Source organism: Plantibacter auratus (genome assembly GCF_050587365.1).
GTDB classification, from domain to species: domain Bacteria; phylum Actinomycetota; class Actinomycetes; order Actinomycetales; family Microbacteriaceae; genus Plantibacter; species Plantibacter auratus.
Window position 1 is genome coordinate 651,548 of sequence record NZ_JBOBFV010000001.1, and the last position, 21,893, is coordinate 673,440.

Annotated in this window: 22 protein-coding genes and 1 tRNA gene; 9 read left to right on the top strand and 14 right to left on the bottom strand. The window is 69.0% G+C overall.

Annotated features, from left to right (window positions below; all coding sequences use genetic code 11):
* Positions 1 to 80: 80 nt before the first annotated feature.
* From ACQ3HE_RS02995 to ACQ3HE_RS03010, 4 genes are all read right to left on the bottom strand, one after another.
* A complete protein-coding gene (locus tag ACQ3HE_RS02995; RefSeq protein ID WP_430891271.1) occupies positions 81 to 1,634 on the bottom strand; it encodes an amidohydrolase in 1,554 nt (517 codons plus the stop codon).
* Between the two features lie 37 nt (positions 1,635 to 1,671).
* Entirely contained in the window at positions 1,672 to 2,673 is a 1,002-nt protein-coding gene (locus tag ACQ3HE_RS03000; protein WP_411558232.1) for an Fpg/Nei family DNA glycosylase, read from the bottom strand.
* 62 nt (positions 2,674 to 2,735) lie between these two features.
* Entirely contained in the window at positions 2,736 to 3,224 is a 489-nt protein-coding gene (locus ACQ3HE_RS03005) for a ribose-5-phosphate isomerase (RefSeq protein WP_079705703.1), read from the bottom strand.
* Between the two features lie 35 nt (positions 3,225 to 3,259).
* Positions 3,260 to 3,883, bottom strand: a complete 624-nt coding sequence (locus ACQ3HE_RS03010) for a mycothiol-dependent nitroreductase Rv2466c family protein (RefSeq protein ID WP_064295146.1) — start codon at positions 3,881 to 3,883, stop codon at positions 3,260 to 3,262.
* A 142-nt stretch (positions 3,884 to 4,025) separates the two neighbouring features.
* On the opposite strand from ACQ3HE_RS03010, the gene pepN reads away from it, so the two are divergent.
* The 6 genes from pepN to ACQ3HE_RS03040 all read left to right on the top strand — a co-directional run bounded on the left by pepN (position 4,026) and on the right by ACQ3HE_RS03040 (position 11,926).
* The gene (gene pepN / locus ACQ3HE_RS03015) at positions 4,026 to 6,569 is read left to right on the top strand and encodes an aminopeptidase N (RefSeq protein ID WP_085510671.1); all 2,544 of its coding nucleotides are present in this window, start codon (positions 4,026 to 4,028) and stop codon (positions 6,567 to 6,569) included.
* Between the two features lie 144 nt (positions 6,570 to 6,713).
* Positions 6,714 to 8,003, top strand: coding sequence for a sensor histidine kinase (locus tag ACQ3HE_RS03020; protein WP_430891272.1), 1,290 nt, complete (start codon positions 6,714 to 6,716; stop codon positions 8,001 to 8,003).
* Complete coding sequence (locus tag ACQ3HE_RS03025) at positions 8,000 to 8,674, top strand: response regulator (protein WP_430891273.1); 675 nt, start codon at positions 8,000 to 8,002, stop codon at positions 8,672 to 8,674. The genes ACQ3HE_RS03020 and ACQ3HE_RS03025 overlap by 4 nt, the downstream gene beginning before the upstream one ends.
* Positions 8,675 to 8,755: 81 nt before the next feature.
* Positions 8,756 to 9,763, top strand: coding sequence for a mechanosensitive ion channel family protein (locus ACQ3HE_RS03030; RefSeq protein ID WP_079002300.1), 1,008 nt, complete (start codon positions 8,756 to 8,758; stop codon positions 9,761 to 9,763).
* 20 nt (positions 9,764 to 9,783) lie between these two features.
* Positions 9,784 to 10,188 (top strand): globin, encoded by a 405-nt coding sequence (locus ACQ3HE_RS03035; protein ID WP_079705698.1) that lies wholly within the window; start codon positions 9,784 to 9,786, stop codon positions 10,186 to 10,188.
* A gap of 55 nt (positions 10,189 to 10,243) precedes the next feature.
* Positions 10,244 to 11,926: an FAD-binding dehydrogenase gene (locus ACQ3HE_RS03040; protein WP_430891274.1), complete on the top strand. Its 1,683-nt coding sequence runs from the start codon at positions 10,244 to 10,246 to the stop codon at positions 11,924 to 11,926.
* Between the two features lie 3 nt (positions 11,927 to 11,929).
* Here ACQ3HE_RS03040 and ACQ3HE_RS03045 read toward each other — a convergent pair whose 3' ends face one another.
* Positions 11,930 to 12,610 (bottom strand): DUF8185 domain-containing protein, encoded by a 681-nt coding sequence (locus tag ACQ3HE_RS03045; protein WP_194644454.1) that lies wholly within the window; start codon positions 12,608 to 12,610, stop codon positions 11,930 to 11,932.
* A 126-nt stretch (positions 12,611 to 12,736) separates the two neighbouring features.
* Here ACQ3HE_RS03045 and ACQ3HE_RS03050 point away from each other — a divergent pair, with 126 nt between their 5' ends.
* On the top strand, positions 12,737 to 13,609 hold the full coding sequence (locus tag ACQ3HE_RS03050) for an acyl-CoA thioesterase (RefSeq protein ID WP_234993952.1): 873 nt from the start codon (positions 12,737 to 12,739) through the stop codon (positions 13,607 to 13,609).
* Positions 13,610 to 13,619: 10 nt separating this feature from the next.
* On the opposite strand, the gene ACQ3HE_RS03055 is transcribed toward ACQ3HE_RS03050, so the two are convergent.
* From ACQ3HE_RS03055 to ACQ3HE_RS03075, 5 genes are all read right to left on the bottom strand, one after another.
* The gene (locus ACQ3HE_RS03055; RefSeq protein WP_064295138.1) at positions 13,620 to 14,093 is read right to left on the bottom strand and encodes an acyl-CoA thioesterase; all 474 of its coding nucleotides are present in this window, start codon (positions 14,091 to 14,093) and stop codon (positions 13,620 to 13,622) included.
* A gap of 87 nt (positions 14,094 to 14,180) precedes the next feature.
* Entirely contained in the window at positions 14,181 to 15,863 is a 1,683-nt protein-coding gene (gene ettA, locus ACQ3HE_RS03060; RefSeq protein WP_079705695.1) for an energy-dependent translational throttle protein EttA, read from the bottom strand.
* 13 nt (positions 15,864 to 15,876) lie between these two features.
* Positions 15,877 to 17,322: an amino acid permease gene (locus ACQ3HE_RS03065; protein WP_430891275.1), complete on the bottom strand. Its 1,446-nt coding sequence runs from the start codon at positions 17,320 to 17,322 to the stop codon at positions 15,877 to 15,879.
* A gap of 113 nt (positions 17,323 to 17,435) precedes the next feature.
* On the bottom strand, positions 17,436 to 17,960 hold the full coding sequence (locus ACQ3HE_RS03070; protein WP_430891276.1) for a DUF6993 domain-containing protein: 525 nt from the start codon (positions 17,958 to 17,960) through the stop codon (positions 17,436 to 17,438).
* Positions 17,961 to 17,982: 22 nt separating this feature from the next.
* Positions 17,983 to 18,441: a single-stranded DNA-binding protein gene (locus ACQ3HE_RS03075; RefSeq protein ID WP_430891277.1), complete on the bottom strand. Its 459-nt coding sequence runs from the start codon at positions 18,439 to 18,441 to the stop codon at positions 17,983 to 17,985.
* Between the two features lie 282 nt (positions 18,442 to 18,723).
* Here ACQ3HE_RS03075 and ACQ3HE_RS03080 point away from each other — a divergent pair, with 282 nt between their 5' ends.
* Both ACQ3HE_RS03080 and ACQ3HE_RS03085 read left to right on the top strand, forming a co-directional pair.
* Entirely contained in the window at positions 18,724 to 18,924 is a 201-nt protein-coding gene (locus ACQ3HE_RS03080; RefSeq protein ID WP_124769165.1) for a hypothetical protein, read from the top strand.
* 79 nt (positions 18,925 to 19,003) lie between these two features.
* Entirely contained in the window at positions 19,004 to 19,720 is a 717-nt protein-coding gene (locus tag ACQ3HE_RS03085) for a hypothetical protein (RefSeq protein ID WP_430891278.1), read from the top strand.
* A 69-nt stretch (positions 19,721 to 19,789) separates the two neighbouring features.
* On the opposite strand, the gene nadE is transcribed toward ACQ3HE_RS03085, so the two are convergent.
* The 4 genes from nadE to orn form a co-directional block, all read right to left on the bottom strand.
* A complete protein-coding gene (gene nadE / locus ACQ3HE_RS03090; RefSeq protein ID WP_430891279.1) occupies positions 19,790 to 20,611 on the bottom strand; it encodes an NAD(+) synthase in 822 nt (273 codons plus the stop codon).
* A 91-nt stretch (positions 20,612 to 20,702) separates the two neighbouring features.
* Positions 20,703 to 21,053, bottom strand: coding sequence for a metallopeptidase family protein (locus ACQ3HE_RS03095; RefSeq protein WP_079705689.1), 351 nt, complete (start codon positions 21,051 to 21,053; stop codon positions 20,703 to 20,705).
* A gap of 55 nt (positions 21,054 to 21,108) precedes the next feature.
* Positions 21,109 to 21,184, bottom strand: a tRNA-His gene (locus tag ACQ3HE_RS03100).
* A 50-nt stretch (positions 21,185 to 21,234) separates the two neighbouring features.
* Positions 21,235 to 21,855, bottom strand: a complete 621-nt coding sequence (gene orn, locus ACQ3HE_RS03105) for an oligoribonuclease (protein ID WP_064295132.1) — start codon at positions 21,853 to 21,855, stop codon at positions 21,235 to 21,237.
* Between the last annotated feature and the right edge of the window lie 38 nt (positions 21,856 to 21,893).

Here is a 21,893-nt window from a genome sequence, read left to right on the forward strand (position 1 = left end):
GCTCTCGCACCGGGCTCGCCTCAGTCTGTTCGGCTCCGCCGACGAACGGCATCCGGTGGACGCCCCGTTCCGATCGGGGGTTATCCCCCGGCCGGGCGGACGGATGGAGCGGCCGTCAGGCGCCCACCCAGCATCGTCGCACGGACCGGCATGGTGCGCAGCGCCTCCGGCGCGCAGGAGAACGGGTCGAACCCCACGACGACGAGGTCGGCGGGGCGGCCGACGGCCACCACGTCGTCGTCTCCTCTGGTCGACGCCGCCAGTGCCTCCTCGACCGTGATGGCCTGCTCGCCGTGCCAGGCCTCGCGTCCATCGCGGCTGCGCGTCACGGCGGCGGCGATGGAGACCCACGGGTCGAGCGGAGCAACCGGGGCGTCGGAACCGAGTCGGAGTGTGGCGCCGGCGTCGAGGAGGCTGCGGAGCACGAAAGCACGGTCTGTGCGCCCGGCCCAGTGGACCTCGGCGATGTCCCGATCGTCCATCGCGTGTTCCGGCTGGACACTCGCAGCCGTTCCGGTGCGGGCGAACCGCTCCAGGTCGGACGCACGGAGCAGCTGCGCGTGCTCGATCGTGCCCCTCGCACCCGTCGTCTCGATGGCGTCGAGGGCGAGGGTGTTGGCGCGGTCGCCGATGGCGTGCACCGCGCAGTGGAGGCCGTTGGCGGTCGCCAGGGTGAGCAATGCGGTGAGTCGCTCCGGCGGGACGTTGAGCATGCCGTGCGCGTCGGTTCCGGGCGCCGAACCCGGATAGGGCGCTTCGCAGCAGGCCGTCCGGGTGTTGAGGGATCCGTCGGTGATGACCTTGAACGGGCCGACCTGCACCAGGCCGTCCGTTCCGGCGAGCACTCCCCCGGTCACGAGCCCGGCGTCGATCGCGCGCTCGAGGTGCTCGGCGTACACACCGAAGGAGATGCGGAGCGCGCGAGTCCCGTTCCCGACCCGACGGATCCAGTCCGCGGCGTTCCAGCGCATCTCCAGGTCGACGACACCGACGACGCCGCGGGATGCCGCCTGATCGGCGGCGGCCTCGACCCAGCGGTCGGAGAGCTCGTCGGCGACCTGGTCGAGCTGTTTGAGGACAGCGAACGACTCCTCCTCCCGCAACAGGCCGGTGGGATGGTCGGCGAAGCCCGTGGCCCGGAGCGCCGCGCTGTTCAGCCAGCAGCAGTGGAGGTCGGCGCTGACCAGCACGACCTCGCGGTCCGGGGCGATCGCGTCGAGCAGCGCGAACGTCGGCGTGTCCGGCCAGAGGGCGTCGCGGAACCTCGCGCCCTCGACCCAGCCGTCACCGTCGGCGTCCTGGGCGATCCGCTCAGCGACCAACTCGACTGCCTCGGCGGCGGATGCGGCCGAGGACAGGTCGACGCGCCTGGCCGTACGCGCCCACTGGGTGAAGTGCACGTGGTGGTCCCAGAGCCCGGGCAGGAGGAAGCCACCACCGCCGTCCAACACACCGGGGGCGCTGCTACGGAGGACCTCGGGGTCGGCGGGTCGGATCGCCACGATCGAGCCGTCCTCGAGCAGGACGTCGACCCGTTCGGCGTCGGACGAGCCTCCGCGGCGCGGTCCGGACAGGTGGACGTCGGCGATCGTCGTGACGAGGTCGCCGTCGGGTCCAGGGCGGTGCTCGGTCATCACATCGGTCCTCGTCGGTTGGGCAGGCGGGTTCGGTTCAGCGCTGACAGTTCGGGCACCAGTACAGTTTGCGGGCGCCCATCTCCTCGAGGAGGATGTTCGTCCCGCAGACCCGGCACGGCAGTCCCTCCCGCTTGTAGACCCAGTGGCGATCGGCGCGGTTGGCCATCGCGAGGCGGTAGTCGGCCGCCGACAGGTCGTCCATCGTCATCATCTGTCCGGTCTCGACCCCGATCGCGAGCAACCGCGTCCAGTCGAGCCAGATCTCGCGAAGCGTCTCGACGGGGACCGTCTTCCCGGTGCGGTGCGGATCGAGACGGGCGCGGAACAGCAGTTCGGCGCGGTAGACGTTGCCGATCCCGCTGACGATCTGCTGATCCATGAGGAGCAGACCGATCGGGGAACCCTTCCGGTGCGCACGCGACACGAACCGCTCCCCTGCCTCCGCACTCGGGTCGAGCAGTGGATCCGGTCCGAGCCGATCGATGACGGCCTGCACCCCGGCGGCATCGATCACCTCGCAGGCGGTCGGCCCGCGGAGGTCCGCCACGGTCGTCTCGGTCAACAGCCGCACGCGCACCTGACCCACCGGTTCGGGTGGGAACCGCTCGTCGATCTCGGCGAGTGGACTCGACTGCTCGGACATCCGGACCCTGGCCCGGCGCGGTGCACCGATGCTGTGCAGGGAGTTCTCCCCGTCCGCATCGTGGATCGGCGCATCGTCGTCGTCGAGCACCGTGCCGCGCTGGTTCGTCTGCCCCATGCGGCCGTTCGAGGCGGCGATGGTCGGGTCCGACCGGATCTCACCGGCGAAGTCCCACGCGCCGTACAGACCGAGGTGCACCCGCAACCACAGTCCGTCGTCGAACTCGAGGAACATCTGCTTGCCCACGGCCTTGGCGTCGGTGACCGTCCGGCCGTCCAGCACGGCGGCGCCCTCGGCGAAGCGCCCCTGGGGAGACGACACGGCGACCCGGTGTCCGACGAAGTTCTGAGCGAACTGTCGGGCGATGCGATGGACGGAGTGCCCCTCGGGCATGGTGACTCCTCACTCGGTGGGGGCGCGATCCGGCGCGCCGCGCGGTGGCGGTGGAGGACGCGTCAGGCGTCGACGTGCTTGCCGGCGATGGTGCCGGTCGCCTCGAATTCGGCGAGCTGGGCGATCCGACGGGCGTGACGTTCCTCGAGGCTGAACGGCTCGGCGATGAACGCGTCGATGAAGGACACCGCCTCGTCGATGCTGTGCTGACGCGCACCGATCGAGATGACGTTGGCGTCGTTGTGCTGCCGAGCCAGCTGCGCCGTGCTGAGGTTCCAGACGAGCGCCGCGCGGACACCGACGACCTTGTTCGCGGCGATCTGCTCGCCGTTACCCGAGCCGCCGAACACCACGCCGAGGGCGTCCACACCGGCCTGCTGGTCGCGCACGACGGCCTTCGCCGCGTTGATGCAGAACGCCGGGTAGTCGTCCAACGCGTCGTACTCGGCCGGGCCGTGGTCGACGACGTCGTGACCGGCTGCGCGCAGGTGGTCCTGCAGGAACTGACTGAGCTCGAGACCGGCGTGATCGGTGGCGATGTGGATGCGCATGTGGAAAGTCTAGGGTTCCGGGCGCCGGCGTCGCGTCAGTCGAAGATCGGGTCCGCCGTACGGCTGCGCTTCAGCTCGAAGAAGCCCGGGTAGGCGGCAGCGGCGACGACACCGTCCCACAGTGCGAGCGCCTGCTCGCCCTTCGGCGCCGGCGAGATGACGGGTCCGAAGAACGCGACGTCGTCGATCGCGATGACGGGGGTGCCGACGTCCTGACCGACCCGTCCGATGCCGTCGAAGTGGCTCTCGCGCATGGGCCCGTCGTAGGCGTCCGTCGTCGACGCTTCGGCGAGCGCCGCCGGGAGCCCGGTCTCGGCGAGGGCTTCGGCGATCACGGCGTCGACGTCCTCCGCGCGTCCGCCGGGGTGGATCCGCGTCCCGAGCGCGTCGTAGAGCGGCTTGACGACCGCGTGTCCGTGTTCGGCTGCCGCAGCGGCGACGAGCCGCGTGTATCGGAGCGCCCGGGGGAAGAAGGCCCGGTAGTCGTCGCTAACGTCCTGGTCCTCGTTGAGGACGGCGAGGCTCATGATGTGCCAGTGGACGTCGAGGTTCCGGGCTTCGGTGACCTCGTCGACCCAACGCGAGGTCATCCAGGCCCACGGGCAGGAGGGGTCGAACCAGAAGTCGACGCGGGTGTTGTCTGCAGCGGAAGTCGTCATGCCGTCACCATACGCGCCGATCCCCGTCGACTCCCCTGAAACCGATGGACGGCGGGTCTAGGCTGGTTGATCGTGCCGCGGTCGTCACGAGCGACCACGTGCAGTTCACACGTCACGTGTCCATCAACACCAGGGAGCAGTTGTGCCAGGAGAGAACCTCACCCGAGTCGAAGCCCAGGAGCGCAGGGCGCTCGTCGACACGTCGAGCTACGAGGTCGTGCTCGACCTCACGACCGGTCCCGAGGTGTTCCGCAGCACCACGACGGTGCGCTTCACCGGTGAACCAGGCGCCTCGACCTTCATCGACGCCATGACGCGCACCGTCCACTCCGTCACGCTGAACGGCGTCGAGCTCGACCCGTCGACCGTCTCCGACGGCGTGCGCATCCAGCTCGACGGCCTCGCTGCGGAGAACGTGCTCGTCGTCGACGCGGACGCCGAGTACACGAACACCGGTGAGGGCCTCCACCGCTTCGTCGACCCCGTCGACGGCGAGGTGTACCTGTACAGCCAGTTCGAGGTGCCGGATTCCCGTCGGGTGTTCGCGGTCTTCGAGCAGCCCGATCTGAAGGCGACGTTCTCCTTCACGATCACGGCGCCGGCAGCCTGGCAGGTCGTCAGCAACTCCCCGACGCCTGAGCCGGTGCCGGCGCACGACGGCGCGGCGACCTGGAGCTTCGCACCCACGCAGCGCATCTCCTCCTACATCACCGCGATCGTGGCCGGCCCATACGACGTGGTGCGCAGCGAGCTCACCTCGAGCGACGGCCGGACCATCCCGCTGGGCGTCTTCGCTCGCAAGAGCCTGGCGGAGTACCTCGACGCCGACTACATCTTCGAGAAGACGCGTCAGGGCTTCGCGTACTACGAGGAGAAGTTCGCGTACCCGTACCCGTTCGAGAAGTACGACCAGCTCTTCGTCCCCGAGTTCAACGCGGGCGCGATGGAGAACGCCGGCGCGGTGACCTTCACCGAGACCTACGTGTTCCGCTCGAAGGTGACCGACGCGATCAAGGAGCGCCGGGTCGTCACGATCCTGCACGAGCTCGCCCACATGTGGTTCGGCGACCTCGTCACCATGAAGTGGTGGAACGACCTGTGGTTGAACGAGTCGTTCGCCGAATGGGCTTCGACGATCGCCACCGCTGAGGCCACCGAGTGGACCGAGGCGTGGACGACGTTCAACGCGATGGAGAAGACCTGGGCGTACCGCCAGGACCAGCTGCCGTCGACGCACCCCATCGTCGCGACCATCAACGACCTCGAGGACGTCCAGGTCAACTTCGACGGCATCACCTACGCCAAGGGCGGCTCCGTCCTGAAGCAACTCGCCGCCTGGGTGGGCATCGAGGCGTTCTTCGCCGGCGTCGGCAACTACTTCCGCAAGCACGAGTTCGGCAACACCGTGCTCGACGACCTGCTCGTCGAGCTCGAGGCGACGAGCGGCCGCGACCTCCGCGAGTGGTCGAAGCTGTGGCTCGAGACCGCCGGGGTCGGGACGTTGAGCCCGGAGTTCACGGTCGACGCCGACGGCGCGTTCACCGCGTTCGCCGTCCGTCAGACGGTCCCCGCGGACTACGACACGCTGCGTCCGCACCGCCTCGCCATCGGCCTGTACCGGCTGCAGGACGGCAAGCTCGTCCGCACCCAACGCGTCGAACTCGACGTCGACGGGGCGCTCACCGAGGTGCCGGAGCTCGTCGGTGAGACGCAGCCCGACCTGGTGCTGCTGAACGACGACGACCTCGCCTATGCGAAGATCCGCCTCGATGAGCGGTCGCTCGCGACGGCGATCGGCCACCTCGCCTCGATCGAGGACCCGCTCGCACGCTCGCTGGTCTGGGGCGCTGCCTGGGACGCGACCCGCGACGCCGAGTCGAGCGCCTCCGACTACGTGGAGCTCGTCCTCGGGAACATCGCCACGGAGACCGAGTCGACGACCCTGCGCACCACGCTCGGCCAGCTCGGTCTGGCCGCGCGTAACTACGTCGCTCCGGAACGCCGCCTGGCGACCATCTCCCGGGTCGGCGACGCCCTCTGGACGCTCGCCCAGGAGGCGGAGGCCGGCTCCGATGCGCAGTTCCAGTTCGTGAAGTTCTTCGCCGCCCTCGCCTCGACCCCCGAGCACGGCGAGCACCTGCGTGCACTGCGCGACGGCTCCGCGGCACTCCCGGGCCTGGAGATCGACACCGACCTCCGCTGGGAGCTCCTCGAGGGACTGGTCCTCCTCGGTCTCGCGGACGGTTCGGACATCGATGCGGCGCTCGCCGAGGACAACACGGCCAACGGTGCGCAGGCGGCCGCTCGTGCACGGGCGACGATCCCCACCGTCGAGGGCAAGCGCGCAGCGTTCGACTCGGTCGTCGAGCACGACGACCAGCCGAATGCGATCGTCCGGAACGTCGGTCTCGGGTTCGGGCATGTCATCGACCCGGCCGTCCTGCAGCCGCTCGTCGAGCCGTACTTCGCCGCGCTCACCTCGGTCTGGGAGTCGCGCAGCTACAAGATCGCCGAGTACATCGTCGAGGGGCTCTACCCGGCGGCGCTCGCCTCCACCGAGCTCCGCGACCGCACCCGCGCGTGGTTGGAAGCCAACGCCGATGTCCCGGCACTCCGACGCATGCTCGTCGAAGCCCTCGCCGGGGTCGAGCGGGCACTCGCGGCACAGGCACGGGACGCCGCGTGATCCACTCGGCCGGATAGCACTCCGGTACCAGGATCCTCTGGCGAGAACCCCTCCACGGCACGACCCGCTGTGGAGGGGTTCTCCGTATCCTGGAGGGATGCGCCGACCAGTGAACGACGACCGACCCTCAGGGTCGTCCTCGTCGTGACCGCTCGGAAGCCCTCCTCCGACCGGGACCGGGCCGCGACGGAGGCCGCACTGATGCTCCCGCGCCCACCCGGGGTCGTCCGACGCTGGTGGTCGAGGCATCCGTGGACCGCCGACTCGCTCATCGCCGCCGGGTACCTCCTCGTCGCGCTCTCGGTCAGCACCGTCGAGTGGTTCGACGTCGACCTGGCGGCCCAGCCCGGCCGCATCGCGCTCGCCGTCGCGATCGTGGGCATCACGACACTCGCCGTCCTACTCAGGCGACGGCGCCCGCTCGCGATGACCGTGCTCGTCATCGCGGTCGGGCTCGTCTCGGTCGCACAGACGGTGGGCGTCGACGCGTTCGCGGTGCCGATCCTGCTCTACTCGGTGGCCGTGTACCGGACCGTCGCACTCGGCTGGCAGGCCTTCGCCGCCGCAGCGGTCGTCGCCGTCCTCGCCCCGTTCCTGCCCTGGGCCGCACCACATGAGCCGGGAGAGCCGCAGCAGACCATCATCTCGGTCGTCCTCTTCGCGCTCTTCGGGCTGCTGATCGGGATCAACGTCGGCAATCGCAAGCGGTACGTCGAAGCCCTCGTCGATCGGGCGGCGCAGCTGGCCCGCGAGCGCGACCAGCAGGCCCAGCTCGCCGCCGTCGCCGAGCGGACCCGCATCGCCCGCGAGATGCACGACATCGTCTCCCACAGTCTCACCGTCATCGTCGCGCTCAGCGAGGGGGCCCTGGCGACGAAGGACCCGACGGCGTCCCGGTCCGCCATGACCGCCGTCACCGACGCCGCCCGCGGCTCCCTCGTCGACATGCGACGCATGCTGGGGGTCCTCCGTGAGACGGGCAGCGCGCCCCTCGCTCCGCAACCCGACGCCGCGTCGATCCCCGCGCTCGTCGAGACCTTCCGCGGACTCGGTCTGCCGGTCGCCCTCACCGCCTCCGGGCCGTCGACGGACGACCCGTCGATCCTGCTCGCCGTGCACCGCATCACGCAGGAGGCCCTCACGAACGCGCTGCGGTACTCGGAGCGGCCGAAGCGCGTCGACGTCGTCATCACCACCGACGACGAGCACCTCGAGCTCATCGTCGAGAACGACGGGTCCATTCCGGACGCGCCGTCGCTCGGCGCCGGCCAGGGCTTGCTGGGCCTCCGCGAACGCGTCGCGTTCCAAGGGGGTCAGGTCACCGCCGGAGCCGTCGGCGATCGACTGTGGCGCGTCCATGCCGTCCTGCCACTGGAACCACGTCCGACGAGAACGTCTCCGCCGACCACCGAACCACGAGGAACCACACCATGACCGATCCCGTCCGCATCCTGCTCGTCGACGACCAACAGCTCATCCGGCTCGGATTCGGTCTCGTGCTCGGCGCGGAGGACGATCTGGACGTGGTCGGTGAGGCTTCGAACGGCGCCGAGGCGATCCTCCTCGCCGCCACCCTGCGGCCGGACGTGATACTCATGGACGTCCGGATGCCGGGACTCGACGGGATCGAGGCGACCAGGAGGATCGTCGCCGCGAACCCCGACAGTCGCATCATCATCCTGACGACCTTCGACCTCGACGAGTACGCCTTCGGAGCGCTGCGGGCCGGCGCGAGCGGCTTCCTGCTGAAGGACGCCCTGCCGAACGAGCTGACGTCCGCGATCCGTGCTGTCCACGCCGGCGACGCCGCCGTCTCGACCCGCATCACGAAGCGGATGCTCGAACTCTTCGCGACGGCCCTCCCCGGCACGCCCGCGGCCGCCGAGGACGGCTCGGCCGCAGAACTCGCCGAGCTGACACCGCGGGAGCACGACATCCTCGTCGCCATGGCGGAGGGGCTGAGCAACGCGGAGATCGCCGCCCACTTCGTCCTCTCCGAGTCGACGGTGAAGACGCACGTCGGTCGCGTGCTCATGAAGCTGCGGCTGCGCGACCGCGTGCAGGCCGTCATCTTCGCCTACAAGCACGGACTCGTGCGTCCATGACCCTTCACGCAGGCACCGTCCGGCTCGCACTCGGGCGGCTCACACGGTTCACTCCGGGTCGCTCGATACACTGGGGCCCATATGAACTGGGATGAGATCTGGCCTGACGTGACCGCCTTCCTCTGGACGGCGGGGTGGAAGATCATCGGCGTGGTGATCGTGATCGGCCTGGCGTTCGCCGCCGCATGGGTGCTCCGATTCGTCATCCGACGCGTCGTGGGCCGCATCGTGAGTGGCGTCAAGAAGAGCGCCGACGTCACCGACACGCAATCGCTGCTCGCCTCGCCGCTCGCCGCCGTCCGACTCGTCCAACGCACGCGGACCCTCGGCACCGTGCTCAGCAACATCGTCAACGTCACCATCGTCATCGTCGCGGCCATCCTCGTCGTCAACGTCATCGACTCGAGCATCATCGGCTCGTTCGCCCTGCTGACGGCCGCGGTCGGTGCCGGTCTCGGTTTCGGTGCCCAGAACATCGTCAAGGACATCCTGAACGGCCTGTTCATGGTGGTCGAGGACCAACTGGGCGTGGGTGACGTGGTCGATCTCGGGCCCGCCACCGGCGTCGTCGAGACCGTCGGCATCCGGATCACCCAGGTACGCGACGTCAACGGCACGCTCTGGTTCGTCCGCAACGGCGAGATCCTGCGGGTCGGCAACATGTCGCAGGGGTGGTCGCGGGTCATCATCGACCTGGCGATCCCGTACGACACCGACGTCGAGGCCGTCCAGGAGCGCATGCTCGACACGGCGAACGAACTCGCCCACGACCCCAAGTGGCGCTCCCGCATCCTCGAGAAGCCCGAACTCTGGGGTCTCGAGTCGATCTCGGGCGACGCACTCGTCATCCGCCTCGTCATCAAGACGCGCACGAGTGCCAAGGACGACGTGGCTCGCGAACTGCGGATGCGGTTGAAGCGGGCCGTCGACGAGATGGACGTCAAACTGCCGTCGCTCAACAGCATCGTCCTCTCGGGCTTCGAAGGTGCCGCAAGCGTGACCGGTTCACGTCCACCGCGCACCCACCCGACCACGGTGGTCCCGCCACGGGCGCCGAAGACCAAGCGACCCCCGAGAGGGCAGCAGTGACCGACTCCCAGGCACCAGGCATGTCCTTCTACGAGCAGGTCGGCGGACACGCCACCTTCAAGGCCCTCGTGGACGAGTTCTACCGCGGCGTGGCCGGCGACCCCGTCCTGAAACCGATGTACCCCGAGGAGGACCTCGGTCCGGCGGCCGACCGGCTGATGCTCTTCCTCGAGCAGTACTGGGGTGGGCCGGGCACCTACAGCGCCGAACGCGGCCACCCGCGTCTCCGGCTCCGACACCAGCCCTTCCACGTGAACCCCGACGCTCGCGACCGCTGGCTGCTGCACATGCGCGCCGCCGTCGACAGCCTCGACCTCGCGCCGGTGCACGAGGCGACGCTCTGGGACTACCTCGAGCGGGCAGCCCACGCCATGGTCAACACCTTCGACGAGGATCCAGGGGCACCGCGCCGCAGTCTCCTCTGATTCCGGCCGCACGGTCGTAGGATCGGACGCACGTCCGTGCCGAAGGAGTCAGCAGATGCCAGCAGCCGTCCCTCCCAACCCGTCCGCCGATCGAACCGAGGCCGACGCGATCGTGATCGGCAGCGGGCTGGCCGGGCTCGTCGCCGCCGCAGAGCTCATCGACGCCGGCAAGCGGGTCATCCTGCTCGAACAGGAGCCGGAGTCGAACCTCGGTGGCCAGGCGCACTGGTCGTTCGGCGGCCTGTTCCTGGTCGACTCCCCCGAGCAGCGCCACCTCGGCGTCCGTGATTCGCTCGAGCTCGCGACCCAGGACTGGTTCGGCGCAGCAGCGTTCGACCGTCCCGAGGACCACTGGCCGAGGCGCTGGGCAGAGGCGTACCTCGATTTCGCCGCGGGCGAGAAGCGCGCCTGGCTCCACGAGCAAGGCATGCGGTTCTTCCCGGTCGTCGGCTGGGCGGAACGGGGCGGTTACGGCGCCATCGGCCATGGCAACTCCGTTCCCCGCTTCCACATCACCTGGGGCACCGGGCCCGGTGTCGTCGCGCCCTTCGTCCGACGGGTGAACGCCGGCGTCGAGGACGGCACGGTGTCGGCTCATTTCCGGCACCGCGTGGACGAGCTGCTCACCGAGGACGGCGCGGTCGTGGGCGTCCGCGGCTCCGTGCTCGCCCCATCGCATGCCGAGCGCGGTGCTCCGAGCTCGCGCGAGGTCGTCGGCGAGTTCTCGTGCAGGGCGCCCGCGGTGCTCGTCGCGAGCGGCGGCATCGGAGGGAACCACGACCTCGTCCGCGAGCAGTGGCCGGCTCGGCTGGGGACGCCGCCGGCGACCATGCTCTCCGGGGTCCCCGCGCACGTCGACGGACGCATGCTGGCGATCAGTGAGCGTGCGGGCGGGCATCTCATCAACGGCGACCGGATGTGGCACTACGTCGAAGGCATCACCAACTGGAATCCGATCTGGCCGCAGCACGGCATCAGGATCCTGCCGGGGCCGTCCTCGCTCTGGTTCGACGCAACCGGGAAGCGGCTCCCGGTGCCGCTCTTCCCGGGCTTCGACACGCTCGGTACCCTCGCGCACCTGCGTGCCACCGGCCACGACCACAGCTGGTTCGTGCTGACCCAGCGGATCATCGAGAAGGAGTTCGCACTGTCGGGGAGCGAGCAGAACCCCGACCTCACCGGGAAGGACCTCGGGCTGCTCGCGAAGCGCATCGGCCCGGGAGCGCCCGGGCCGGTCGAGGCGTTCAAGGAGCACGGCGCGGACTTCGTCGTCGCAGACACGCTCACCGAGCTGGTCGCAGGGATGCAGGAGCTCAGCCCGGAGACGCCCATCGACGCGGGGAACGTCATCGCCGAGGTGGAGGCTCGCGATCGCGAGATCGACAACCCGTTCACGAAGGACCTGCAGATCACCGCGCTCCGCGGTGCCCGCTCCTACCGGGGCGACAAACTCATCCGCGTCGCCGCGCCGCACCGGCTCCTCGATCCGAAGGCCGGACCGCTCATCGCGGTGAAGCTGCATGTGCTGACCCGCAAGAGCCTCGGCGGGCTCGAGACCGACCTCGCGAGTCGGGTCCTCGGCCCGGATGGGAACCCGGTGCCCGGCCTCTACGCCGCCGGTGAGGCGGCCGGCTTCGGCGGTGGAGGGATCCACGGCTACCGCGCGCTCGAGGGGACCTTCCTCGGCGGGTGTCTGTTCAGCGGTCGGACCGCCGGCCGCGCGATGGCAGGCGCCTGAGGATCAGGATACGGCGCCCGCGAGCACATGCCCGCGTCGGGTGCTCAAGCGGACCCATCCGCCTGAGCGGAAGACGGCCGCGCGCTCCGGCTCGGCGATGAAGCCGAGGCCCACCGCGGCGAACGCGGCACCGGTCGGGAGTCCGTGGCCGTCGCCGAGGGGCCGTGACCACACCTGCGACCGCACCTTCTGGACGATCTGATCGCCCACCGCTGTGGGGAGCGTCTCGGCGATCTCCGAGGCCCCCGTCCTGGCGACGAGTTCGAGCTCGATGGTGTCCACGTCGCCCGCACGTTCCCAGCCACCACGGGGCGGTGCCTGTCCGACCCACGGGGCCGTCCTCGTGGACGGCGGCAGCTCGAGCGGCACGGTCTCGCGGGCATCCGCGACCAGGTCCTCGGCAGCGACGCCGCCGAGCGTGCGGACGATGCGGTCGATGAGTTCACGCGGGGTCGCGAGCACGTCCGCCGTGGCGGGTTCGGCGAGTGCGAAGGTGCGCATCCCGATGATCGTCGGACTCCGGTCGAGCAGACCCTGCGGGTGCAGCACCGGAGCGGAGACCGCCAGGACGTCCCCGATAGCCAGGAGCCGCACACCGGAGTCGTCGATCCGGGCGGCGCGTGCGAGGAAGGTGCGGAGGTCGGCGAGCGAGGTGGCGTCGAGGAGCTGCAAGGTGGTGGACATCTCCTCTCAATCTACGCCACCGCCGCGTGCGCTCCGGCACCGCGTCGCCAGGGCCTGGATAGACTCGGCGGGTCGGGTCGGGCATCGACGACCGAGCCTCGACCCCCGGATGAAAGGCGTGTTCGCGTGAAGGAACCGATCCACTCCCTGCTCACCGCACTCGACCTCAGTGCTCCCGGTGTCCGGACCGACGAGGACATCTTCACCGGTCCGTCCCAATGGATGCCGCAGGGGCGGGTCTTCGGTGGTCAGGTGCTCGCCCAGTCCGTCGTCGCCGCGACCCGGACCGTCGACGCCGAGCGCATCATCCACTCGATGCACGGGTACTTCCTCCGACCAGGCGACGTCGACCTGCCGATCACCTTCGCGGTCGACCGCATCCACGACGGACGCTCGTTCGCCACCCGGCGCACCCAGGCATACCAGAACGGGGTGCCGATCCTCTCGATGATCGCGTCCTTCCAGACCCAGGACGAGGGCCCGGAGCATCAGATCGAGCTGCCCGACGGGATCCCGGACCCGGAGACGCTCCCGTCAGCCGCCGAGCTCCTCAGCGGGATCGACCACCCGGCGGCCGAGGCGTGGGCGACGGGACGCCCCTTCGACCTCCGCCACGTCGGCTCCCCCGTCTACCTCCGGGTGGAGGGCGAGCGGACCACCCGGCAAGCGGTGTGGTTCAAGACGATCGAGGACCTGCCCGACGACCCGGCGCTGCACCGTGCCGCGCTCGCCTACGCGAGTGACTACACGATCCTGGAGCCGGTGCTCCGTCGTCACGGCGTCCCGTGGGCCACCCCGGGCATCAAGATCGCCAGTCTCGACCACGCCATGTGGTGGCACCGACCCGCCCGCGTCGACGAGTGGCTGCTCTACCTGCAGGATTCCCCGAGCGCCACCGGCGGACGAGGTCTGTCCCTCGGGCGCATCTACGATCGGGCGGGTCGCCTCGTCGCGAGCGTCGCCCAGGAGGGCATGGTGCGGTTCCCGACACCTCGGTGACCGGCGTCGCTCAGCGCCGCGAGAACTCGATCGGATCCTCGAGGAACGGCTCCCATGCGGCACGTTCGACGTCCGAGATCCGGCGAGGCTTGAGCGTCTTGGCGTCCACCATGACGACCGTCGTGGAGGCTCGGGCGTACAGCGTCTGCGATGCCCCGCCCAGCGGCGAGTAGACCTCGTACGCGACCTGCAGGCTGGCTCCGCCGATCTTGCCCATCCAGAGCTGGACGTCGAGCGGATCGCGCTGGTACGGGATCGGGGCCAGGTACTCGATCTCCTGGTGCGCCACGAGCGTCAGCGTCTCGGCCTCGAGGCTCGCGTCGATGACGGCGGTCGGCGGGACGTCCTCCGACGCCAGCGTCGGGATCCAGAAGACGCGAACTCGGGCCTCCTCCAGCAGCTTGAGCATGGAGGCGTTGTTGACGTGGTTGAAGGCGTCGAGGTCGCCCCACCGCAGTGGGATCGGCACGTGGAGTCTGGTCATTGCTGGGCCCTCCGTGGGTCGGGGACGTATGGGTCGTGAACGGACGACGGCCCACCGGCAGAAGCCGATGGGCCGTTCGCGCGAGTCCTAGTCGCGCGTGAGCTTGCGGTACGCGGAGCGGTGCGGCTTCGCCGCATCCGGTCCGAGGCGCTTGATCTTGTCCTCTTCGTAGGACTCGAAGTTTCCCTCGAACCAGTGCCAGTTCGACGGGTTCTCCTCGGTGCCCTCGTACGACAGGATGTGCGTCGCGATGCGGTCGAGGAACCACCGGTCGTGGGTGATGACCACGGCGCAACCCGGGAACTCGAGGAGCGCGTTCTCGAGGCTCGAGAGCGTCTCGACGTCGAGGTCGTTGGTCGGTTCGTCGAGCAGCAGGAGGTTACCGCCCTGCTTGAGCGTCAGCGCGAGGTTCAGTCGGTTGCGCTCACCACCGGAGAGGACGCCGGCCTTCTTCTGCTGGTCCGGGCCCTTGAACCCGAAGGTCGACACGTAGGCGCGGGACGGGATCTCCTGGTTGCCGACCTGGATGTAGTCGAGCCCCTCGGACACGACCTCCCAGAGCGTCTTGTTCGGGTCGATGCCCCCGCGGGACTGGTCGACGTAGGAGAGCTTCACGGTCTCGCCGACCTTGAGCTCACCGCCATCGAGCGGCTCGATGCCGACGATGGTCTTGAACAGCGTGGTCTTACCGACACCGTTCGGGCCGATGATGCCGACGATGCCGTTGCGCGGGAGGCTGAAGGAGAGGTCGTCGATGAGGACGCGTCCGTCGAAGCCCTTCTCGAGCTTCTTCGCCTCGAGGACCGTCGAGCCGAGTCGCGGACCGGCGGGGATCTGGATCTCCTCGAAGTCGAGCTTCCTGGTGCGCTCGGCCTCCGTCGCCATCTCCTCGTAGCGAGCGAGACGAGCCTTCGACTTCGCCTGGCGGCCCTTCGCGTTGCTGCGGACCCACTCGAGTTCGCTCGCGAGTCGCTTGGCGAGCTTCGCGTCCTTCTTGCCCTGGACGTTGAGACGCTCGCCCTTCTTCTCGAGGTAGGTCGAGTAGTTGCCTTCGTACGGGTACAGGCGACCGCGGTCGACCTCACAGATCCACTCTGCGACGTGGTCGAGGAAGTACCGGTCGTGGGTGACGGCGAGCACGGCGCCCGCGTACTGAGCGAGGTGCTGCTCGAGCCAGAGCACGCTCTCGGCGTCGAGGTGGTTGGTGGGCTCGTCGAGGAGCAGGAGGTCGGGCTTCTGCAGGAGGAGCTTGCAGAGCGCGACGCGACGCTTCTCGCCACCGGAGAGGTGGGCGACCGTGGCGTCGGAGGGCGGGCAGCGCAGGGCGTCCATCGCCTGCTCCAGCTGCGAGTCGAGGTCCCAAGCGTCGGCGGCGTCGATCGCCTCCTGCAGCACGCCCATCTCGGCGAGCAGGGCATCGAAGTCGGCGTCGGGCTCGGCCATCGCGAGCGAGATCTCGTTGAAGCGGTCGATCTTGCCCTTGATCTCGCCGACGCCCTCTTGGACGTTCTCGAGCACCGTCTTGTCCTCGTCGAGTTCCGGCTCCTGCATGAGGATGCCGACGCTGAAGCCCGGCGTGAGCTTCGCCTCGCCGTTCGAGGGGGTGTCGATCCCCGCCATGATCTTCAGGATCGTGGACTTACCGGCACCGTTCGGGCCGACGACGCCGATCTTCGCTCCGGGCAGGAACGCCATCGTCACGTCGTCGAGGATGAGCTTGTCGCCGACCGCCTTGCGGGCGCGGACCATCGAGTAAATGTATTCAGCCATGTCGCCGTCCAGTCTACGGGCGGACCCTCCGTTTGCGCTGCACGACGACGCCCGCGATGACGGCCGCCGCCGCGATCGCGCAACTCGTCGTCACCTCGAGGAGCCGGGCGGGTCCGCCGAAGAACATCGACACCAGGAGCGCGACGAGCGCGACGACGACCACGACTGTGAGCCACGGGTGTCCCCACATGCGGATCCCGCCGATGCGGTCGCCACTCTCCGGCGCCGAGACCTGGTCGAACCGTCGGCTGCGCAATTGAGCGACGGCGATCACGATCCACACGAAGATCGCGATCGCGCCGGTGGAGTTGACGAGGAAGGTGAAGACCTCGTCCGGTGCGAGGTAGTTCAACAGGACGCACACGAGCCCGACGACGGCCGAGCACAGGATCGCCACCGCCGGCGTGCCGCGTCGCGTCGTCGCGCGCACCGCTCGCGGGGCCTCCCCGCGGCCGCCGAGGGAGAACAGCATGCGCGACGCCGTGTACAGCGAGGCGTTGAGCGTCGACAGCAGGGCTGTGAAGACGATGATGTCCATCGCCACTCCGGCACCGGGGATCCCGGCGGCGTGCAGCATGGTGACGAAGGGACTGATCCCCGGTGTGATCTCCGTCCACGGCACCACGATGAGGACGACCAGGATCGAGCCGATGTAGAACAGCAGGATCCGCCAGACGACCGAGTTCACCGCTCGCCGGACGGCACCCTTCGGGTCCACCGATTCTCCTGCCGCGATCGTGGCGACCTCGGCACCGAACATCGAGAAGATGATGGGCAGCAGCGCCGCCAGGACGCCGCCGATGCCGAACGGCAGGAAGCCCCCGTCGGTCGGGGCGAGGTTGGCGACGGTCGCCGTCTCGGTCGGGATGACGCCGACGATGATGAGCGATCCGAGCGCGATGAACAGGATCACGGCCGTGATCTTGATCGACGAGAACCAGAACTCGAACTCACCGAACGACTTCACCGAGACGAGGTTGGCGGCGAGGAATGCGACGGTGATCACGAGCGCCGGGATCCACTGCGGGAGACCGGGCACCCACTGGCTGACGATCTGCGCTGCTGCCGTCGCCTCGATGCCGACGACCACGACCCAGAACCACCAGTAGAGCCACCCGATCGCCAGACCGGCCCAGGGACCGATGAATCGCGAGGCGTAGGCGGAGAACGACCCGGTCTCGGGCGACGCGGAGGCCATCTCTCCCAGCATGCGCATGACGAGCACCACGACCACGCCGGCGAGGGCGTACGCGAGGATCACGCCGGGCCCCGCTGCGAGGATCGCCGTGCTCGACGCCACGAGGAGCCCGGCGCCGATCATGCCACCGAGGGCGATCAGCGCCAGATGACGAGGCTTGAGCGTGTGCGCCAATGCCGTCGGCGCGACAGCCAGACGTTCGTCGGCCAGGAAGACGGCCTCGGTGGCAGGATCCCCGCCAGATGATGGGTCGGCGGTCATGCATGCCCTCGATTCCGGATCGAGCCCCCCCCCCCCCCGAGAGGTGGCGATATCTGAAATGTCAGGTTATGGCATGCCCGAGGCTTGCACCAGCCCGGGAGTGGTCGGCGGCTTTACCAGTCGATCGCGCGGGTGACCCCGATGAGGCATCGCCCGGTGTCGAGCTGCGACACCACCGACGAGTGGTACCCCGTCGCCGGCCCGTTCTGCCCGAGGATGCACTGTCCTTGCCACCGGATGGCGAACTGGATCGAGTCGGCCGGTTCACCGATGCTCGTCGTGTCCGAGGAGACCTCCATCTCCGCCTTCGGGAAGCCGGCGGCGACGAGACCATCGATGATCGCCTGGCCGCCAGCGGCGGGATTCGCGGCGAGCGTGGCGGCGTTCACGGCGTCGAAGAACGGCAGGTTGTCGGTGGCGGTGCCCTCGGGGAGCAGCACCGGCGCCGCCGGAGCCGTCTCAGTGGCGGTCGGCGTCTGGCTCGGTGTGGCCGTCGGCTCGGGAGCGGGCTGGGTGCAACCCGTCACGAGGATGCCGAGCAGGCCGAGCACCACGCCGGCCCGGACGCCGGCGATCGACGAGCGACGACGGATCGAGGTGACGGCTGAGACGGGGCGATCGCGGAGGCTCTTCTGCACGTCGAGCAGTCTACGCGGCGCGTCAGAACGGCGTGTCCTGCGGCGGCCCCGGCGCCCACTCCCCGGTTCCGGTTCCGGATCCGATCGACTCGGATGCGGCGGACGTCGGGGACACCCCCGTTCCGACCGGCGACTCACCGGACCCCTTCGGTTGCCAGCCGATGTCGGGCCCGATGTGGTCAGCTTCGATGTCGACAGACGTCCCTCGTCGCTCACCCTGCTCCCAGTCACGGATCCGCAACCGACCGAGCACGATGACACGCTGTCCTTTGACGAGCGATGTGGCGGAGGCGGTCGCCAATCCACGGAAGGCGCTCACCGTGTACCAGTTCGTCTCCTGCGCGACCCAGGAACCCTGTTTCTGGTCGTACCGACGTTGCTGCGACGCCAGGCGGAAACTGGTGATGTCCAACCCGGACGTCGTGCGATGGTGCTTGGGGTCTGTCGCGACGTGTCCGCAGACGGTGATCTGGTCGTTCATGGGTTCCTCTCCTGTCGATCCGACGATCCTGGCGGTGGATCGCGGAAGCGTCCGGGGCGGGTCCGTGCCGATCGCCACCCCGGACGCGCTGCCAGCCTCACCGATCCCGCAGGCCCCATGTCGAGCCGGGCGGCCATCGTCGATGTCCACAACCGCGCACCTCGCTGTGGAGGACCCTCGCTCCGCTCTGACCACGGCCGATGTCGGTGGCCGCGCATACGCTGACGAGTACCAGCCGGCAGTCCCAGTCCGGCATCGCCCCACCAGCGCACGAGGAGTCCCATGCCCAACGCCCTGAGCATCCGTCCCGGCTACTGGCGCGTGACGACCCCCGACGGCCGCGTGCTCGGCAACATCGAGGCCGTCGGAGCGGACGGCGTTCCTGAGTACCGGGCCAACCGGTTCCGACCAGCGGTCCTCGAGTACGCCCCGCTGGGCAGCTTCAGCGATCTCGCGGTCGCCATCGACGCCTTCCGCAACTGAGCGGCTACCCTCCCGCCGTTCCCGTCGAACCCGGTGCGTCGCCCGTGTTCACGCCCGAACGAGGGGTAGTCTGCGGCCCATGCAGTGGTGGAATGACTTCGTAGAGTGGGTGACCTCAGCTGAGGTCCGCCCCATGCTGTTCGCTGCGGCCCTCTTCATCGTGGCCGTCGTGGTGTCCTCTCTCGTCGCCGCCGGCGCAAGCCGTCGTGCGCTGCGAGCCATCGTGGACCAGCGCGATCGAGAGCAGAAGAACGTCGCGATCCTGGCGCTCGTCGACGCCGCCACCGAGGCCAGCGTCTGGAACTCGCTCACCCCGCAGGAGCAGGTGCTCAGCGATCGGGCCGTCGCCCAGGCGGACACCCTCGTGCGGCTCAGCCCGATCAAGGGTGCGGCCGTCGCCGCGGACTGGGCGAACCACCAGCTCCACGAGATGAAGCGCAACTCCGCGACGTTCGGGTACGAGTTGGACCCGGTGGTCGAGGACTTCCGCGACCGCCTCGTCGAGTGGTCGAAGAAGCCGGCACGGGCCCGAAAGGACTTCGACGGAGACCTCCGTCGCTGGCGCGCCGAGTCCACAGGATCGGAACAGGCGCTCGTCGCGGAGCAGGAGTCGTGGGTCGCCAAGCAGCACCACGAGCAGTACGCCGGTGTGAAGCCCGCGTCCACCGCCCCGGCTGCACGGCCCGGCGACATCACCCGCTCGACGGGCGGCACGATCAACACCAGCACGACGCAGCGCATCATCGACGACGTCGCGGTCCTGGAAGCCGAACGCAAGCAGTCCAGCGTCAGCTGACCACCGAGACTGACAGACGGCGGCCCGATCATCCGATCGGGCCGCCGTCTTCGTGTCAGGGGTGCGTGGTCAGCGCCACCAGGTGTCGAACTTGCTGACCGGGACCTGTCGCTTGTGCTCCGTCGCCGCGTACCGGGCCTCGATCGCTTCGGCGGCCACCGGATCGATCTCGCTCCCCTCGAGGAAGTCGTCGATCTGCTGGTAGCTGAGTCCGAGGTTCTCCTCGTCGGTCTGGCCGGGGGTGCCGTCGAGGAGATCGGCGGTCGGGGCCTTCAGGTAGAGGCGTTCCGGAGCGTCGAGCGACTCCAGGAGCGCACGCCCCTGACGCTTCGTCAGGCCACTGAGCGGGAGCACGTCGGCCCCGCCGTCGCCGAACTTCGTGAAGAAGCCGGTGACCGCCTCGGCCGCGTGGTCCGTCCCGACCACCAGGAGCCCCTGCTGACCGGCGATCGCGTACTGCGCGACCATCCGTGCGCGCGCCTTCGCGTTGCCCTTGACGAAGTCACTGAGGGGTTCGCCGGTCGCATCCGCGTACTCGGCTTCGAACCCGTCGACCGCACGTTGGATGTTGAACACGACGGAGTCGTCCGGGCGGATGAACGACAGCGCCAACTGGGCGTCGTCCTCGTCGTGCTGCACGGCGTACGGCAGACGGACGGCGATGAACCGGGCCTCTCCGCCCTCGGCTCGGACCTCTTCCGCCGCGAGCTGGCACAGGCGCCCGGCGAGCGACGAGTCCTGTCCACCGCTGATCCCGAGCACGAACCCCTTCGAGTGCGTCGCCCGCAGGTACGACTTCAGGAAGTCGATCCGGGAACGGACCTCGGCCGCCGGGTCGATCGTGGGGCTGACATGGAGTTCCGCAATGATGCGGGCCTGGATCTCGCGCATGTCCCCAGGCTACTCGCTCGCCGGAGGCGCACCCGGAACTCCGAGGCACTTGCAACACACCGGAAACACGGCTCAGTGGGCGAGGCGGGTCTCAGGCCCAGCCGAGCTCGTGCAGCCGCTCGTCGTCGATGCCGTAGAAGTGCGCGATCTCGTGGACCAGGGTGGTGTGGATCTCGTCGGCGAGCTCGTCGAGTGTCTCGCAAGCCGCCAGATGCGGCTCGCGGTAGACGATGATCCGGTCGGGCATCTCGCCGAAACCGTAGCGGTCGCGCTCCGTCAGGGCGACGCCGTCGTACAGCCCGAGTGTGTCGAGCGTGCCGTTCTCAGGCCGGTCCTCGACGACGAAGACGAGGTTGTCGAGACCGTCGACCATCTCGTCGGGCAAGCGGTCGAGTTCGTCCACCACGAGGGCTTCGAACGCCTCGGTGTCCAGCTCCAACATGCCCGCTCCCCGGATACGACAGAAGCCGGAGGGATCCTCCGGCTTCTGTACGACATGGGGTGAGTAACGGGGCTTGAACCCGCGACCTCCTGGACCACAACCAGGCGCTCTGCCAACTGAGCTATACCCACCATGCGACCTGCTCCGCGGAGACCGCGTCACAAGCGACTGGACGAGTCTATTACATGTTTGGGGCGTACCGTGACACGACCGCTTCCGAAACCTGCTTCGCGTCGTCGGAGGACGGGCCGGGGAGGTCGACGAACAACGCTCCGCGGTAGTAGGCGAGCTCACGGATCGACTCGAGGATGTCCGCCAGCGCGCGGTGTCCGCCGTGCTTCGACGGGGCGTTGAAGTACACCCGCGGGTACCACCGACGGGCGAGCTCCTTGATGGAGGAGACGTCGACGTTGCGGTAGTGCAGGTGGGCGTCGAGTCGCGGCATGTACCGCGCGAGGAATCCTCGGTCGGTCCCGATGGTGTTCCCGGCCAGCGGAGCCTTCGACTCATCGGGGACGAAGCGCTGGATGTACTCGATGACCTGGAACTCGGCGTCCGCGACGCTCACGCCGTTCGGGATCTCCTCGAGCAGCCCCGAGGTGCGGTGCATGTTCGTCACGAACTCACCCATGTTGTCGAGTGCCGACTGATCGGGCTTGATCACGACGGAGTAACCCGGGTCGAGGATGTTCAGTTCGAAGTCGGTGATCACGACGGCGATCTCGACGAGTTCGTCGACCTCCAGCTCGAGTCCGGTCATCTCGCAGTCGATCCAGACCAGACGGTCCCCAGCTGTGCTCATGGGTCGAGTCTACTCAGCACGACCGACGCCGCCGGTTC

Coding starts and splice junctions, on each gene's coding strand:
- ACQ3HE_RS02995 (WP_430891271.1), bottom strand. CDS start 1,634: ATGACCGAGCACCGCCCTGGACCCGACGGCGACCTCGTCACGACGATC.
- ACQ3HE_RS03000 (WP_411558232.1), bottom strand. CDS start 2,673: ATGCCCGAGGGGCACTCCGTCCATCGCATCGCCCGACAGTTCGCTCAG.
- ACQ3HE_RS03005 (WP_079705703.1), bottom strand. CDS start 3,224: ATGCGCATCCACATCGCCACCGATCACGCCGGTCTCGAGCTCAGTCAG.
- ACQ3HE_RS03010 (WP_064295146.1), bottom strand. CDS start 3,883: ATGACGACTTCCGCTGCAGACAACACCCGCGTCGACTTCTGGTTCGAC.
- ACQ3HE_RS03025 (WP_430891273.1), top strand. CDS start 8,000: ATGACCGATCCCGTCCGCATCCTGCTCGTCGACGACCAACAGCTCATC.
- ACQ3HE_RS03030 (WP_079002300.1), top strand. CDS start 8,756: ATGAACTGGGATGAGATCTGGCCTGACGTGACCGCCTTCCTCTGGACG.
- ACQ3HE_RS03035 (WP_079705698.1), top strand. CDS start 9,784: ATGTCCTTCTACGAGCAGGTCGGCGGACACGCCACCTTCAAGGCCCTC.
- ACQ3HE_RS03040 (WP_430891274.1), top strand. CDS start 10,244: ATGCCAGCAGCCGTCCCTCCCAACCCGTCCGCCGATCGAACCGAGGCC.
- ACQ3HE_RS03045 (WP_194644454.1), bottom strand. CDS start 12,610: ATGTCCACCACCTTGCAGCTCCTCGACGCCACCTCGCTCGCCGACCTC.
- ACQ3HE_RS03055 (WP_064295138.1), bottom strand. CDS start 14,093: ATGACCAGACTCCACGTGCCGATCCCACTGCGGTGGGGCGACCTCGAC.
- ettA (WP_079705695.1), bottom strand. CDS start 15,863: ATGGCTGAATACATTTACTCGATGGTCCGCGCCCGCAAGGCGGTCGGC.
- ACQ3HE_RS03065 (WP_430891275.1), bottom strand. CDS start 17,322: ATGACCGCCGACCCATCATCTGGCGGGGATCCTGCCACCGAGGCCGTC.
- ACQ3HE_RS03075 (WP_430891277.1), bottom strand. CDS start 18,441: ATGAACGACCAGATCACCGTCTGCGGACACGTCGCGACAGACCCCAAG.
- ACQ3HE_RS03080 (WP_124769165.1), top strand. CDS start 18,724: ATGCCCAACGCCCTGAGCATCCGTCCCGGCTACTGGCGCGTGACGACC.
- ACQ3HE_RS03085 (WP_430891278.1), top strand. CDS start 19,004: ATGCAGTGGTGGAATGACTTCGTAGAGTGGGTGACCTCAGCTGAGGTC.
- nadE (WP_430891279.1), bottom strand. CDS start 20,611: ATGCGCGAGATCCAGGCCCGCATCATTGCGGAACTCCATGTCAGCCCC.
- ACQ3HE_RS03095 (WP_079705689.1), bottom strand. CDS start 21,053: ATGTTGGAGCTGGACACCGAGGCGTTCGAAGCCCTCGTGGTGGACGAA.
- orn (WP_064295132.1), bottom strand. CDS start 21,855: ATGAGCACAGCTGGGGACCGTCTGGTCTGGATCGACTGCGAGATGACC.